This is a genomic window from Chitinophaga sp. RCC_12, assembly GCF_041360695.1.
Classification (GTDB): Bacteria; Bacteroidota; Bacteroidia; order Chitinophagales; family Chitinophagaceae; genus Chitinophaga.
The window spans coordinates 16726-32138 of the sequence record NZ_JBFUPS010000006.1 but is presented as its reverse complement, the minus strand read 5'-3'; the positions used below and the strand labels follow the sequence as shown (position 1 = coordinate 32138).

Annotated in this window: 12 protein-coding genes; 3 read left to right on the top strand and 9 right to left on the bottom strand. The window is 46.5% G+C overall.

Annotated features, from left to right (window positions below; genetic code table 11):
- The first annotated feature begins 59 nt into the window (after positions 1–59).
- From AB6805_RS18490 to AB6805_RS18480, 3 genes are read left to right on the top strand one after another with little or no spacing between them, the layout of a single operon-like run.
- Positions 60–1037 (top strand): FecR family protein, encoded by a 978-nt coding sequence (locus tag AB6805_RS18490; RefSeq protein WP_370910928.1) that lies wholly within the window; start codon positions 60–62, stop codon positions 1035–1037.
- 19 nt (positions 1038–1056) lie between these two features.
- Positions 1057–4407, top strand: coding sequence for a SusC/RagA family TonB-linked outer membrane protein (locus AB6805_RS18485; RefSeq protein ID WP_370910927.1), 3351 nt, complete (start codon positions 1057–1059; stop codon positions 4405–4407).
- A 26-nt stretch (positions 4408–4433) separates the two neighbouring features.
- Positions 4434–5993, top strand: a complete 1560-nt coding sequence (locus tag AB6805_RS18480; protein WP_370910926.1) for a SusD/RagB family nutrient-binding outer membrane lipoprotein — start codon at positions 4434–4436, stop codon at positions 5991–5993.
- A 63-nt stretch (positions 5994–6056) separates the two neighbouring features.
- Here the strand turns inward: AB6805_RS18480 and AB6805_RS18475 are convergent, their stop codons facing one another.
- From AB6805_RS18475 to AB6805_RS18435, 9 genes are all read right to left on the bottom strand, one after another.
- Positions 6057–6431, bottom strand: a complete 375-nt coding sequence (locus AB6805_RS18475; RefSeq protein WP_370910925.1) for a hypothetical protein — start codon at positions 6429–6431, stop codon at positions 6057–6059.
- A 41-nt stretch (positions 6432–6472) separates the two neighbouring features.
- The gene (locus AB6805_RS18470; protein ID WP_370910924.1) at positions 6473–6946 is read right to left on the bottom strand and encodes a hypothetical protein; all 474 of its coding nucleotides are present in this window, start codon (positions 6944–6946) and stop codon (positions 6473–6475) included.
- A gap of 153 nt (positions 6947–7099) precedes the next feature.
- Positions 7100–7573 (bottom strand): ribonuclease H-like YkuK family protein, encoded by a 474-nt coding sequence (locus tag AB6805_RS18465; RefSeq protein WP_079470056.1) that lies wholly within the window; start codon positions 7571–7573, stop codon positions 7100–7102.
- A gap of 205 nt (positions 7574–7778) precedes the next feature.
- Positions 7779–8156, bottom strand: a complete 378-nt coding sequence (locus AB6805_RS18460; protein WP_370910923.1) for a CoA-binding protein — start codon at positions 8154–8156, stop codon at positions 7779–7781.
- A 109-nt stretch (positions 8157–8265) separates the two neighbouring features.
- The gene (locus AB6805_RS18455; protein ID WP_370910922.1) at positions 8266–8691 is read right to left on the bottom strand and encodes a hypothetical protein; all 426 of its coding nucleotides are present in this window, start codon (positions 8689–8691) and stop codon (positions 8266–8268) included.
- 59 nt (positions 8692–8750) lie between these two features.
- Positions 8751–9257: a GbsR/MarR family transcriptional regulator gene (locus AB6805_RS18450; protein WP_079469472.1), complete on the bottom strand. Its 507-nt coding sequence runs from the start codon at positions 9255–9257 to the stop codon at positions 8751–8753.
- A gap of 178 nt (positions 9258–9435) precedes the next feature.
- Complete coding sequence (locus tag AB6805_RS18445) at positions 9436–11106, bottom strand: pyruvate dehydrogenase complex dihydrolipoamide acetyltransferase (protein WP_370910921.1); 1671 nt, start codon at positions 11104–11106, stop codon at positions 9436–9438.
- Positions 11107–11224: 118 nt separating this feature from the next.
- Positions 11225–13159 (bottom strand): DNA polymerase III subunit gamma/tau, encoded by a 1935-nt coding sequence (locus AB6805_RS18440; protein ID WP_370910920.1) that lies wholly within the window; start codon positions 13157–13159, stop codon positions 11225–11227.
- 77 nt (positions 13160–13236) lie between these two features.
- The gene (locus AB6805_RS18435; protein WP_370910919.1) at positions 13237–15363 is read right to left on the bottom strand and encodes a M48 family metallopeptidase; all 2127 of its coding nucleotides are present in this window, start codon (positions 15361–15363) and stop codon (positions 13237–13239) included.
- Positions 15364–15413 lie beyond the last annotated feature (50 nt).

The following is a 15413-nucleotide window of genomic DNA, read 5'->3' as shown; positions in this document are numbered from 1 at the left end:
TAAGTCCGGTCGTCTTTTAAATCCGCCCGATCGTACTATTGTTATGTCAACCAGGAACAATGGAAGAAAATAAGGAACGGATCACTGCTCTCTTTATTAAATTAACGGAAAGGAAATGTACACAGGAAGAGCGTTTGGAGCTCCTCGCCTGGTTACAGGACCACCCATCGCCGGAATATTTGCCTGCGGTGGAAGAGTTGTTGCTGCAGCAAAACTGGCCCGCAATGCCGGCAGATAAGGCTGGTCAGGTTTTTAACGCCATCCTGCAACATACACCGTCCAAACCGGTGATCCCGTTATGGAAAAGAACCGGCTTCAGAGTGGCGGCCGCCCTGGTACCACTCATTGGCCTGGCTACCCTGCTGTTATTTTTTTACAGAGATAAAAATGATAAACGCCATTTTGTAAACAACACCCGCCAGGTGCAAACCTTCCGGCTGGAAGATGGTACGGTGATCAGTCTCAATCAACGCAGCAGCCTTACCGTAAACACCTCTCCCCGTAAAAATCAACCCAGGGAAGCATGGCTGAAAGGAGAAGCTTTTTTCACCGTGATCCACCAGGCAGCAACGCCCTTTGTTGTGCACACGGAAAACGGCGTAGATGTAAACGTACTGGGCACCGCCTTTAATGTAAATACGGCAAATGGAAACGCAGTGGTAGTGCTGAACGAAGGTCGCGTGAAAGTCAACACCGGCGCCGGCGCCCTGTTGCTCAGTCCCGGCGAAATGGCCAGCTATAATGCGGCCACCAAAATGCTCACCAGGCAAAAGGTAGATACCTTGTTCCAGACATCCTGGAAATACAACCTGCTCGCATTTAAAAGTGAACCACTGAAAATAGTGATGCAAAAACTTGGGGAACAATATGATTATGAAATAGTATTTGACCAGGAAGGAACCGGGGAACTGCTGTTTACAGGCTATCTCCCGTCCGATAACCTGCAGCAGGCCATTATTACGATAGAAGAATCCTTTAATTTACAATTCACTTTACAACACAAGACTATTCGGGTGAACAACAAAAAAATCCTTTAGAGACAACCAAAATTCAGTTATGAAAAAATTTAAATCAATCAGTTTCCAACTGGTAATGGTTACCGCTTTGCTATGCTGTTTGCAATGGTCAAAAGCACAGATACTAAAAGCAGCAACCCGCGAAAACAAGGTAACCACTGTGCCGCTTATTTCGGTGATCAATGAACTGGAAGCAAAGTTCGATGTCCGCTTCAGTTATAACACCAATCTGCTGAAAGGAAAAAATATTCTCCTGCAGAATACAGACATTTTTCAGGCAGATAATATTGAGAACAACCTCAATAAATGTATCGCACCATTAGGATTGGTATGCCGCAAAATCAATGGAAAGCTTTACGTGGTAAAAGCAGAAGATGCTGCTAATACCCGGTCTGTGATGGCTGCCGCCGGCAACATTGCACCACAGCAAAACATCAGGGGATCTGTAAAGGACTCCACCGGTAATGCCTTGCCAGGCGTGATTATCCAGGTGAAAGGCTCCTCCAAGGCTACGACGACGGACAAAGACGGGAACTTCACCCTCGATAACGTAAAAGATGGCGATGTCCTGTTATTCAGCTTCATCGGCTACACACCAAAAGAATACACCATTAAAGGAGAACAAACCATTAACATCGTTCTCCTCGATCAGGCGATCAGCATCGACCAGGTGGTAGTAACTGCCCTCGGTATCAAACGCCAGGAAAAAGCCCTGGGATACGCAGTACAAAGAGTAAAAGGGGAGGCCGTGCAAACGGTAAAAGGAGTGGACCTGGCCACTTCCCTCACCGGCCAGGTATCCGGCCTGGTTATTAAAAACTCCACCGAGTTTTTTGCTAAACCCGCAATTGAATTAAGAGGGGAAGGTACCTTGCTGGTGGTAGATGGAGTGCCGTATGGCAACATGTCGCTACGCGATATCCCTACCGATGATATCGAAAGCCTGGATATCCTGAAAGGTCCCACTGCATCCGCATTGTACGGCTCCAGGGCTGCCGGCGGCGTGATCCTCATTACCACTAAAAAAGGAACCGGCGAAGCACTGTCTGTAAACGTGAACAGCAACACCATGATCCAGAGTGGCTTCCTGGCCATTCCTAAAACACAAACTTCGTACGGCCGTGGACAAAACGGAAAAATTGACAACGACTATGTATGGGGCCCCAGGCTGGATGCAGGCAACACCGCGAGGGACTGGAACCCGGTCACCAAACAGTTTGAGGACAACCGGCCACTGAATTCGGTAGGTAAAAATAACCTGAAGAATTTTATGGAACTGGGCGTAATCACCAATAATAATATCAACGTATCACAAAGTGGGAAATACGGCAGCTTCCGCGCTTCCCTGAACCATATTTACAACAAAGGACAGTTTCCCAATGCGAAACTGAATATGTATAACTTCACCCTCGGCGGAGAACTCAAGGCGACAGAGAAATTCAGCCTCGAAGGACACATGGGCGTAAGCAAAAGAATGGCGCCACAGGTATGGGGCACCGGCTATGGTAACCAGGGATACATTTACCAGCTAACCATGTGGACCGGCCCCGAATATGATATCCGCCAGTACCGCGACTACTGGAAAACACCCAACCAAACACAAAACTGGATGTACACCAACTGGTATGATAATCCCTACCTGATTGCCTACGAGAAATTAAATGCGATCCAGCAAAATACTACCAACGCAAGTCTCACTGCCAACTATAAATTTTCCCCTGACCTTAGCCTGTTGGTGCGTATTGGCTATGATGTGTATCACAATAAAGAAACCTTTACCAATCCAACGGCTAATATCTACTCCACCCGCGGCGGATGGAATGCCAGGGGATTGTACAGCATCAACAACACCTGGGGCTGGAGTACCAACGACGACGCTATGCTGAGCTACAATAAAAAAGCAGGCGATTGGAACTTCGAAGCAATGGTGGGCGGAACAATTTATTATTGGGTAGACGAAGGACTGAAAGCTTCCACCAAAAACGGGTTAACAAGCCCGACTTTCTTTTCGCTTAATGGCTCCGTAGAACCGCCTACATTCACACCTGCCTATAGCAGCAGACAGGTAAACAGTTTGTATGGAAGGGCCGCTGTAAGCTGGAGAAACACCGTGTTTATTGACGCTACCGGCCGTAACGACTGGAACTCCGCACAACCGGAAGAAAACAGGGCGTATTTTTATCCTTCCATCGGTTCCAGTGTAGTATTGTCCGAATTATTCAAAATGCCTGCATTTACAGATATGTGGAAAATACGCGGCTCCTGGGCTACCTTTAAAACACCCGCAGGCGTATATGATATCAATCGTCTCTATACTACCACTACCGGCGCCTGGAATGGCGCAAACTCCGCGAGCTACCCCAGTAACCTGCTGGGCGTTAACCTGCTGCCAAGTTCACAGCGTACCTGGGAAATTGGTACTGCCGCCTACCTGTTCAAAAAACGTTTGAACATCGACGTCGCTTACTTCAATAAATACTATTACAACCAGCAAACTTCTGTGTCTATTCCCGGCTCCTCCGGATTCCTGAACACCCTGGTAAATACTGCCGAAACCTATGTAAGAAAAGGACTGGAAATCACCCTCAGCGGAACGGTACTAAAGAAAAAGAATTTCCAATGGGGATCCACCATCAACTGGTCTAACCAGCACCGCTACTATGTAAACCTCGATCCGGTGTACTCTGCGCAAAATCCCTGGGTGAAGAAAAAAGAAAGACTCGATACCTATACAGATTACTATTGGCTGAGAGACCCCGATGGTAATGTAATCCACAACAACGGCTACCCTGTGGAAAGCGATTACCAACAAAAGTATGGTTACAGTGATCCAAGTTTCAGTTTTGGTTTTATCAATACCTTCTCCTATAAAAATTTTACGGCATCACTTAATATCGATGGCCGCGTTGGTGGGCTGATGTATAACTATATCTACGACAAGATGTGGGATTCCGGTACCAATCCCGAATCTGATAACCAATACCGCTACGATGAAGTAGTGAACGGCCTCACCAATTATGTAGGACAAGGCGTAAAAGTACTCTCCGGAAGTGTTTCCTACGACAACTTCGGTAACATCACCAGCGATACCCGCAAGTATGCGGTGAATGATACAAAAGTATCTTATCAAAACTATGCGCAGAATTTCAGGGGAGGAGATTACGGCATACAAAAGAAAACATTTGTAAAGGTGCGTGAAATATCCGTCGGATACCGGTTTCCTGCCACCATGCTGGCAAAGAGCGGTATAAAAAATGCATCTGTTTCTTTAACTGCCCAGAACCTCTTCCTGTTTACAAACTTCAAATTTTCAGATCCCGATGTGGATGATGAAAACCTGAATTCACCATCTCAACGGATGGTGGGAGTTAATTTCAAAGTAGGGTTCTGATATCTTTCACCATCAAAGAAAATCTCATGAAACACAAATCACTGAAATATATATTATCCGTATCTCTTACCGCCGCAATGGTAACAGGCTGCTCCAAATTTGATAAGATCAATACCAACCCAAATAAAACTACACAGGTAAGTTCCGCCATGCTGGCCACCAATATGATCCTGAGTATTACCAGGTCGGACATCAGTACCGCAAAAAGTTTTATGCAACCTTACCTGCTGGGTAAATATCTTACCTGGGGAGAAGGACAGGAAAGTTTCCAGTATAATAAATTCGGAAGAGCCAGTTTTAACAGGATCGCGTTATTGCGTAATGTGCCGCCCATGATAGGTTATGCTCCTGATGAGGAACTCCGGAAATCATACAATGCACTGGGACATTTTATAAGAGCCTGGCAATTTTTTCAAAGCACTATACAGGTAGGCGATATTCCCTACTCACAGGCGGTGAAAGGAGAATCAGAAAACGTTATCCAACCTGGCTACGATACGCAGAAAGCAGTATTCCTCGGCATACTCAATGAACTGGATAGCGCCAATCTTCTTTTTGCAACAGGGAAAGATTTTAGCGGCGATCCGGTATATAACGGCAAAGTGGATAACTGGCGCCGGCTGACCAACAGTTTTGAACTGCATGTACTGATGAACCTATACAGGAAAACAGGTGATGCGGATCTGAAAGTAGTGGAGCGGTTTAAAGAGATAGTTGCCAACAGGCCTTTAATGCGTTCTTATGCTGATAATTTTGCCCTTACCTATACGGCTGCAGCAGGCCAGAATTATCCCTGGTCCGATGTACCGGCAGGCTCCGGCAACTCTTTTGTAAAGTCAAATTACACCATGTTGTCAGCCACACTGATAGATCCGCTGAAAGCGTTGCACGACCGTCGTTTGTTTTATTATGCAAAGCCCTCACCGGTAAAAATTGCAGCCGGTAAAACAGCGGATGAGTATGATGCTTATGTAGGTGCGGAACCTTCTGATGCATTCCCTGCACTGCAATCTATACGTCTGTCAAAGGATTATTCCGACCTGAACAGCCGTTACGTAAACATGGTGAATGCAGAACCGGTAAGTGTTTTCAGCTACTCCGAATTACAGTTTGTATTGGCAGAAGCAGCCCTGCGGGGATGGATCACCGGCACGCCGGCGCAAAGTTATTATGCGGCAGGTATTACCAATTCCATGAAATTCACCGCCACTTATACACCGGACATAGAAGATTATCACCACAACATGAAAATGGATGATAGTTATATTCAGTCGTATGTAGCATCGGTAGTACTCACTGGCAGCATGCAGCAACAGTTATCGCAGATCATTACACAGAAATACCTCGCCGGCTTCCTGCAGGGCTCCAATTATAACGCGTGGTATGAGCAACGAAGAACAGGTTATCCCGTATTCAAATTGAATGCTACCACCAACCTGAATACACCTGCTACGCAGTTTCCGGTAAGATGGCTTTATCCTGATAATGAACTGAGTTATAACAATGCGAACCTCAACGAGGCTATACAGCGGCAGTTTAGCGGGAGTGATAATGTGAATAGCGTGATGTGGTTGTTGAAGGATTAAAGTATAAAGCGGGGATGAAAGCGATATTCGTTTTCATCCTCCTGCTTAATAATAATTGCTGCATTAATAGGCTACCTTGCCGTAAGTCATGGTGCAGGCATCAGAAATGTTACCGGTCAGAATTATTGCATCGCTCGTAAAATTGACAAAGAATTCATTGCTTTTCCCTATTGTCAGTACATTTTGATTGTTAACCTGTTTAAGGTGAAACGTATCGGCGGTTTCTCTTACACCATCAACAAATAATTCGTATTGTTTACCCTTGAAAATTATTTCCTGCTTATTGGTAACAGATGCGCCTTGCCCACTGAAACATCCTTCTACTTTCACCAGTCTCCATCGTCCTTCCACAGAAGTGAGAAGTGGTGCATCTTTCTTTTTACAGGCAGAAAAAGCAACCGTTAAAAAAACAATGATGATAGAGTAATAAATTTTCATGGTGGAGATTATTATGGCGTTTTGTGACCAAAGCATTATGATCAGTGAAATATTTTATTGTTGATAATTGTTTGATTGATCTTATTCTCGAATTCCACGAAGTAGGCAGGAACAGGTCCGAGAGGTATGTCTAAATAAATAGCGGTAGTGTCTGTTGGATTTTTTTGTACATATACGAATGCCCGGAAAACGCCATCTGCTGCCCCACGTGCTGAGTAAGTATTAGGATCTGCTTTTACAGCTGCCAGGGGAAAGCTGGTGAGATAAGGTTTCAGGCTATCCTGGATCTTGTTGGATAATTTTACGGTGCTTTTCTCATTACCCTTATAGGTTATTACATAACTGGCATCTGCGGTGATCTGAAGCTCTTGGGTTTCAGTCATAGGCATGCTGCCACCAGCATCATATACAAACAACGACGTAGTATCGGGCGCTTCTACCTTATCTTTTTTACAGGAGAGAACGCAGAAAGACGCCAGCAGCAATATGGCTGCCAATGATTTTGGTAGTGTCATAACAAAAGTGTGTTTATTGAATATATAGCGTAGAAACCGGGAAAAAGTTACAACAGGGAGAGGGATTGTATAGCTCGATAAGGGGAGAAAATGCCACCTGACGTGGTAACACGTCATAAAAAATCTGAGAGAGGTACAAAAAAATGAGGCGCCTTAGTTCACTATTTTATTGGCGCAGCTGCTGCTGGCAAAGGCTTCCGGTTTGGCTTTAAAGGCAAAGCCCATACCCAGGATATAGCCCATTGCTTCCCGCAAGGCCAGGTTGCTTTTGAACTGAGGGTTTGTATTGATGTCTGCATGCACTTCCATGTCCACATCATATTCTGTAAACAGGTCGCACAATTCATACGCAATTTCAATACTCTTCGCTACTTCTACCAGCATGCGCTCTTTGATAGAATAGCGGTCTTTTGTTTTTTCATTGTGAATAAACATAAATCCGCCGTGACCTTCCCGCAGGAATACTATCACCGTAGCGAATTCCGTATCTACTCCTTTTACCTGGGAATCAGTACCAATGCACACTTTCAGGCGAAACCCCTTTGCGGTTTCACGAACGATGGCTTGTCTTACTTCTTCCTTTACCGGAAGGTGGATAACCTCTCCATTAAATCTTCTCCATTGCATACATGTATAATTAAGGGTGAACATGCGTATTTGGGTTATGCTATAATGCCTGCCTGCTGAAGTAATTCCATGCGCTAATTGGGTCAACAATATGGGATGCGTTCATTGGGGAATAACAGCAATATTTACGAATATACGAAAAAGCTGTTAGCAATAGCCAACAGCTGTACATTAAAAAAATAAGAAGATTCAGAAAATAAAACGGCTAGAACTGCCCCGTACTAAGCATTACAAGGGTACATGCTTCCACCGGCTGAATATTATGCTCCCTGGCAATATCTTCCAGTTCGGGATTTTCTGCTCCCGGGTTAAAGATGATGCGGCGGGGTTGCAACTGCAAAATATAATCATAATATTCTTTCTGTGCCGCCGGATTCAGGTACATGGTAACCGTATCTACTTTTTCGAGCGGTGGATGCGCGGTAATCACCGGCGTATCACCAATGGCGGCCGCCCGCTTGCCGATCGCCACTACCGGATGCCCTTTGGCTTTGAGCCGGTTCACGGCCAGGTTGCTGTATCTTTCCGGGTTAGGCGATGCGCCCAGTACCACGGTAAGCTTTTTATCGTTATTGGTTTCCATATAGCTAATTTACGGAATTCACCACAAGTGATAAGCGCTCCGGGGCAGATGCCCGAGTACAGCCAGTGCCCGCAGCAATAACAATACGTTTATTTTGCATAAAATGAAGTTAAACCGGGGTGGAAGTAGCCCTGCTACGGAGAGTAACAATACATCTCCGTATAGTTAACGCCGTTACAGACAATATCAGCGCCGGCAGCACAATATAAAAACTGGCGTAAACCAGCCATCCGTAAATATTGAAAAAATCGATAGATCTGAATACCCCTAAGTTGTTTCCGTGTACCAGGAGAAATAAGGTTCCTATAATAGAGAACAGTACGCACTGGAGTCTTCGTAGCATCCTGTCATCAGGAGCTGTTTTCCTTAGTGTAAAATTGATAACACCTGCAGAGAATTGCCAGGCGAGGAGAATAAAAATAAGGTACGGCGGCAGGGAAAAGCGGGAGAAAACAAAAAGATGCGTAATATTAATTGCACAAATAACGGTCAGGAGCCCCTGAACAATGCCATCTACTATATAATATAGCTTCATCTTTCTTTTTCATTTGTTTGGAACTTTCAGAAATAAATGAAAGTATGGCCCAAAAAAAATTACTTAATGAGTTTTATCAGGCTGCTGTAGAACCAGTTTTCTTCCGATTTAATAAATGCACTGATCGTCTTATCCGTTTGTTGGGCAAACTTGGTGATATTGGAGATAGAATCCTTAAAAGCTTTCATTTCCTTATCCTTGGGATCACCTTCCGCCTGTTGCAGCTGTAACAGCACTTTCATGATAGGGTCCAGTTCGCGCTTCTTTCTTTCGCGTGCGATATACGTAGCCACCTTCCAGATATCTTTCTCTGCTACAAAAAATTCTTTTCTTTCTCCCGGGATGAGGATACGTTCCACCAACCCCCAGTTAATGAGTTCCCGCACATTCATATTGGTATTTCCACGGGAAATGTTCAGTTCCTCCATGATATCATCGGCACTCAACGGGTCGGGCATTACCAGCAGTAAAGCGTGAATCTGGGCCATTGTACGGTTAATACCCCACTGGGCACCTAATGAGCCCCAGGTTTGAATAAACTGCGCCTTTGCTTCCACTAAATTCATGTAGGTTATTATTTTATAGCGTTTGACAATTTACAAGGTCAAATGTATATCAAGTTTTTGAACTTTCAAAAGCTAATGAAACATTTTACCGGTGAATGACGGGGCATACAGCCGTCTTATGGGCACAAAAAAAGGCGAAGTATATACTTCGCCTTTTCGTATAGCTATTACAATTAGTTTATACCAGCATGGTTACCGGGTTTTCCAGGAACCCTTTCAGGGTAGCCAGGAAACGCGCGCCTACCGCTCCGTCCACACTTCTGTGATCGCAGCTCAGGGTCAGTTTCATGATATTGGCTGTTTTTATCTGGCCTTTCTCCACCACTGCAGTTTCAGTGATATTACCTACCGCCAGGATCGCTGAATCCGGTGGATTGATGATCGCTGTGAATTCGTCGATACCCAGCATACCCAGGTTAGAGATACTGAAGGTATTGCCGCTGAATTCCTGTGGTTGCAGCTTTTTGTTTTTGGCTTTGTCGTACAGCCCTTTCGCATCAGTAGCAATCTGGCTCAGTGTTTTCTGATCTGCAAAGCGGATCACCGGTACAATCAAACCTTCTTCAATAGCCACCGCAGAACCGATGTGTATATGCTGGTTCTGACGGATAAACTCGCCCATCCAGCTGCTATTCACTGCCGGATGCTGACGCAGTGCCATGGCAGAAGCCTTGATCACCATATCGTTGAAGGAAATCTTAACCGGGGAAATTTCGTTGATGGATTTGCGCGCTTCTATCGCCTTATCCATATTCACATCTATTTTCAGGTAGAAGTGAGGAGCGCTAAATTTGCTTTCGCTGAGGCGTCTGGCAATTACCTGGCGCATTTTGGTCAGCGGAATATCTGTGAAGCCTTCCTGGCCGGCAGGTACAAACGCCGGGGCAGCAGGTGCTGCGCCGCTTTGTGCTGCCGGAGCCGCCTTGGCTGCCGGAACATAGCTATCTACGTCTTTTTTGATAATACGGCCACCGTCACCTGAACCAGGAACCTGGCTGATATCGATGCCCTTTTCCTCTGCCAGCTTCTTAGCCAGCGGAGATGCTTTCACACGGCCATCGGTGCCGGTGGTTGTAGCAGCAGGCGCCGGAGTTGCCGCAGGAGCAGCAGTAGTGCCATTCTGTGATGGGGCAGCAGCAGGTACGGATGGAGCTGATGCTGCCGGGGCAGCGCCTTCAGCAGCCAGGATCGCATCTACATTAGTACCCTGTTTGCCCACAATGGCGATAATGCCGTTTATTTTGGCCGCTTCGCCTTCCTTTACACCTATATATAATAAGGTACCGTCGGCATAACCCATTACTTCCATGGTCGCTTTATCCGTTTCCACTTCAGCCAGTACATCGTCATTCTTCACAACGTCGCCTACCTTTTTATTCCAGGCAACTATTTTACCTTCTGTCATGGTATCGCTCAGGAGCGGCATACGGATAACAGTAGCATTTTTCAGCGCTTCTTTTAATGCAGCGTCATCAGCCGGTGCAGCAGCAGCGGGAGCAGCCTGTGGTGCAGGAGCAGCAGCATTAGCAACAGGTGCAGCATTAGCGGCGGGCGCCGGGGCAGCAGCAGCTGTTTTGCCTTCACCTTCCAGCAGGGAAGTGTAATCTTCTCCGGGTTTACCTACAATGGCAATGATTCCGTTTACCTTTGCTGCCTTGCCTTTTTCAACACCTATATAAAGGAGGGTTCCTTCTACGTAACCCATCACTTCCATAGTGGCTTTATCCGTTTCCACTTCAGCAATTACATCGTCTGCCTTTACTGTATCGCCCACCTTTTTATGCCATTCCGCAATCACCCCTTCCGTCATCGTATCACTCAAAAGGGGCATTCTGATAACTTCTGCCATAGTGCTTTATTCAAAATTTTGTTCAAACCTACATGTTTTTGCGCAAAAACGCAAAGAAGGAATTGTAAACTGTTTAAAAATGTCTGTCTATCGTTAATATTTAATCAGCGCAATCACGCTAGAAGTCTAACTCCATGTTCAGCCGGTCTTTCAACTCTTTCACCAGCGGGTATTTTTCCGCCATCTGCTGGAATTGCTCCCGGCTGGAAAGCGGCGCCGGACCTATGTCCTGGGTCTGCTGACTCTCATCCAGCTGCAGGGTGAGCACAATGGCCGGATTGTTAAATTTCTTCTTCAGAAACTCAGCAATCACCAGCTTTTCTTCTTCCATAAACCGGAATTGTACGATGTTCCGGCTCACAATCCCCACCTCCGTAGTGCCCAGCAGTTTCAGTTGTGCCAGCTGCAAATTGCTTACCACCGTCATTTTGTTGGCCTGCCGGTACAGATCAATAAATTCGTCCCAGTACACATGGATCGCTCCCATCGTAAGCGGGGTCGACTGCACATGGGTAGTTCCCTGCTGTTTGGCAGCCATCGCTTCTTTCATGGCAGCCAGCCCTGTTAGTTTGCTGGCCGGGGCAGCGGCGGTTGTTGCAGATGCAGGGCTGGTTACCGGCTGACTGGCCACAGGCGCCGTTGCCGGTTCGCGGGTAGCGGCGGTATGTCCATTGGAAGGTATCGACTGTGCAGGAGCAACGAAAGCCGGTGCAGGTGCAGCAGGGGCCGCTGCTGTCACAGGAGCCGTTTGCTGCGGAGCAGGCTGAACCGGCGTATCTACCGTTAAACGTGGTCCCGGCACCATGCCGATACTCTCCGTAGTAGCCGGATTCCCGGTAATGGTTTTAGCAGTTACCGGCTGGGCCACAGGGGCCCGCAACTTCTGCGGGGGAGAACCATCAGCTACCAGCTTTTTTTTTGACACTTCCCCGTTACTGTCATCACTGACCAGGGTTACTGCCTGTTGCAGAAAACATAGCTTGATCAGCGCCATCTCCACATGCAACCGCTTGTTACGCGCCATGCGGTAGTTGATCTCCGTTTCATTCAACAGGTGAAGGGCAGTGATCAGGTAAGCAGGACTCACCTGGCCCGACAACTGTTTATATCGTTCTTTCAGGTTACCGGAAACCTCCACCAGGTGAAGGGCCTTGTCTTCTTTACATAACAGCAGGTTACGCAAAAATTCCGCCCATCCGTTCAGGAAATTATCCCCTTCAAAACCTTTCTGTAAAATTTCGTCAAATATCAGCAGGGCATTGGCTACGTCCTGTTGAAGCACAGACGCCATTACCCGGAAAAAATAATCGTAATCAAGAATGTTCAGGTGCTCCAGCGTATTCTGGTAAGTAAGATGCCCGCTCGTAAAGCTCACAATCTTATCCAGCGTACTCAGGGAATCACGCATACAGCCATCTGTTTTCTGCGCTACCAGGTGCAGGGCATCTGTTTCAGCCTGGATATGCTCCTTGTTACATATCTCCTGCAAATGGTCTACCGTGTCCTGTATGGTAATACGTTTGAAGTCGAAGATCTGGCAACGGCTCAGGATCGTTGGTAATATTTTATGCTTCTCCGTAGTGGCCAGGATAAAAATCGCATAGGATGGCGGCTCCTCCAGGGTTTTCAGGAAAGCATTGAAAGCTGAGGAACTAAGCATGTGTACCTCATCTATTATGTAGATCTTGTATTTTCCCGCCTGTGGCGCAAAACGCACCTGCTCCACCAGGGTACGGATATCATCTACCGAGTTGTTGGAAGCAGCATCCAGCTCATGAATGTTGAAGGAACTGCCCTCATTAAACGACTTGCAGGAATGACACTCATTACAGGCTTCCCCATCCGGCTGCAGATTTTCGCAGTTAATGGTTTTGGCCAGGATACGCGCACACGTGGTTTTCCCTACTCCGCGAGGCCCGCAAAACAGGAAGGCATGCGCCAGCTGGTTATTGCGGATGGCATTTTTGAGAGTGGTGGTAATATGTGCCTGTCCTACTACAGTTGAAAAGTTCTGTGGACGGTATTTACGGGCTGATACGATAAAATTCTCCATATGACTGCTACGCTTTCGCGAGCGCCGAAAATACGCACAAATTCAGTAAGAGAAAAATGCACAACAGGAACAGCGCTTCAAACGGGGTACGCTCCCGGTTCTAAGGTTAAAATAAATTCCAGATATGATTTTTTTAATAATATGATTCCGTTGTTGAAATGTTCCATCATCGCTGAACTGATTTCATGTAACTCCTGGATAGCCACATAGTCGGGGATCATATCCTGCATAAAAGTGCAATCATGCTCCCTGAATCTTTTCAGCTTTTCCTCCATGCTTTCCGGAAAACTCCCGAACAACGCACCCTGCTGAATATTTTCCGTCATCATCCGGAAACCCCAGCACTCGGCCGACAGCTCATCAAAAAGCGCCGGCAGCGATTCCATATCCTGTTCGCCGGAATTAAACAACAGGCTGATACAATGAATGATCCGGATCACCTGCTCATTCAACTGTTGGCCGGTTTGCTGATACTGCAGGATCTGGGTGTATTTTTCTTTAAGCAGGGCCGCCTTAGCCGGACTTTGCTGCATGGCAACGGTATAATGATACCGGAAGGCCTGCTGATCATGCCACTGCAGCCACGCCTCTTCGGAGGTAACCTGGGCAGATAACATCCGGGCCAGCTGCTTTGCCCGCGCCGCACTGTATTTTTGTCCGTCAAATTCAAAATAACTGGTCTGAAACTGCCCGCTGCTGATAGCCTGCAACGTTTCCGCATCCTGACGGTCACGGTAAAAAGCCCGCATCCTCATAATAATATCAGGATGATAAAGCGCCTGCAAACTGCCGGCTGTTATTTCCTCCGGTGGCAACAGCCGGGTAAACTCCTCGCTAATACCGCAGAACGGCCGGTTATCATAGTAATCATTAAATGCTTTCGGATATTCGTATAACCGGTGCCGTTGCGAAAGCTCTTCAATGTAGGCGGCAGGAGTGATCTCCGTAAATGTTTCGTCACTGTTATGTACCGTGAAATTATATATCCGCGAAGTCATGTGCTGCTGCACATTTTCCGGCTCATTAAACAGGTTCCAGGCACTCAGGCTGACCGGCTTACAGGAAACATTCGCCGCTAAATAATGCGCCTCCCGCGCTTCCCTGGAAAGATGCGAAGTCCACTGCTCGCGCAGCTGCACCCGGCTCTTCAGAAAGGTATGAAAATAATTGTCGGTGATAACCGGTAACCCGGCAGCATCCACTGCGAGATGGTTCTGTGAAGCATAGTAACGGATCATGGCCCGCTGCGCCGTAAAAATATTGGCAAACCGCAGCGTTCTTTCTGCAAGATCCGGTACTTTATGAAAACAATGATCCAGGCAGTATCCGCCCATTTCCAGCCGCCGTAAACCGCTGATAGCCGTTTCTGTACTGGTAAGACTCACAGCTACCGTGTCTGCATGATATTCCATCTCCCTGCTTAATTCCAGGTATTGCCGGTTAATGATCGCATATATCTTCCGCAATACATACTGCATTCCGTTCAGTATCCTCGTGGTAATATGCGCAAAGAAACTTAACAGGCTACTGCCACTGCTCCAGCGGGCCTCTATTTCATCCCACCGTTCATTTTCATACAGCATATTATACAACATCTTATTCAACGCATAGATGTAGCTGCCCAGTTTCATACTACGCTGCGAGAAATGTGCAAACTCATACGCCAGCAACATCTTAAATTCACTCACGTTTACACTGTTAATTAACCCTAAACCTATTTCGAGGTTTTTCCCCACCGGCCAGAATAAACTCAGAAAACTGGAATGATAGAATACCGTAGTATGCATGTCCGGCACAATAAATACTTTCTTCGGAAAACTGATGCGCGTGTCCTTCACCAGCTGCGTAATAAAATCAAATAAACGGGGATGATGATCCCGGAAGATCTGCATACGGTAAGGGTTACCCGCAGAACGTTTGTTGAAAAGAAATTTAATGAGAAAAAACAATACCATCCCACCCAGTAAAATGAAACTGAGTCCGATGATGCCGGTGCTCCAGGCCGGATAAGCGCGGAATAACATAATCCCTCCCGACACACAGGCCACAGCCAGCGCAACGGTTGCCAATAGCAGTACCACGTAGAGAATAAAGAACAACACAACGCAGCTGATGGCTTTCGTTATCTGTTGCCTGAATAGTAACGTGGGCTGAATAAGTGCCAGATCCGCGTTATCAGGGCACTCAGGGTATAAGTTGGTCATAACAAAACATCAGGTTAGATACGATTGTAACAGCAAAAGAGATTTAAATG

What these genes read in the sequence shown, in the direction of transcription:
- AB6805_RS18490 (WP_370910928.1), top strand. Translation starts at nt 60, where the DNA reads ATGGAAGAAAATAAGGAACGGATCACTGCTCTCTTTATTAAATTAACG.
- AB6805_RS18485 (WP_370910927.1), top strand. Translation starts at nt 1,057, where the DNA reads ATGAAAAAATTTAAATCAATCAGTTTCCAACTGGTAATGGTTACCGCT.
- AB6805_RS18480 (WP_370910926.1), top strand. Translation starts at nt 4,434, where the DNA reads ATGAAACACAAATCACTGAAATATATATTATCCGTATCTCTTACCGCC.
- AB6805_RS18475 (WP_370910925.1), bottom strand. Translation starts at nt 6,431, where the DNA reads ATGAAAATTTATTACTCTATCATCATTGTTTTTTTAACGGTTGCTTTT.
- AB6805_RS18470 (WP_370910924.1), bottom strand. Translation starts at nt 6,946, where the DNA reads ATGACACTACCAAAATCATTGGCAGCCATATTGCTGCTGGCGTCTTTC.
- AB6805_RS18465 (WP_079470056.1), bottom strand. Translation starts at nt 7,573, where the DNA reads ATGCAATGGAGAAGATTTAATGGAGAGGTTATCCACCTTCCGGTAAAG.
- AB6805_RS18460 (WP_370910923.1), bottom strand. Translation starts at nt 8,156, where the DNA reads ATGGAAACCAATAACGATAAAAAGCTTACCGTGGTACTGGGCGCATCG.
- AB6805_RS18455 (WP_370910922.1), bottom strand. Translation starts at nt 8,691, where the DNA reads ATGAAGCTATATTATATAGTAGATGGCATTGTTCAGGGGCTCCTGACC.
- AB6805_RS18450 (WP_079469472.1), bottom strand. Translation starts at nt 9,257, where the DNA reads ATGAATTTAGTGGAAGCAAAGGCGCAGTTTATTCAAACCTGGGGCTCA.
- AB6805_RS18445 (WP_370910921.1), bottom strand. Translation starts at nt 11,106, where the DNA reads ATGGCAGAAGTTATCAGAATGCCCCTTTTGAGTGATACGATGACGGAA.
- AB6805_RS18440 (WP_370910920.1), bottom strand. Translation starts at nt 13,159, where the DNA reads ATGGAGAATTTTATCGTATCAGCCCGTAAATACCGTCCACAGAACTTT.
- AB6805_RS18435 (WP_370910919.1), bottom strand. Translation starts at nt 15,363, where the DNA reads ATGACCAACTTATACCCTGAGTGCCCTGATAACGCGGATCTGGCACTT.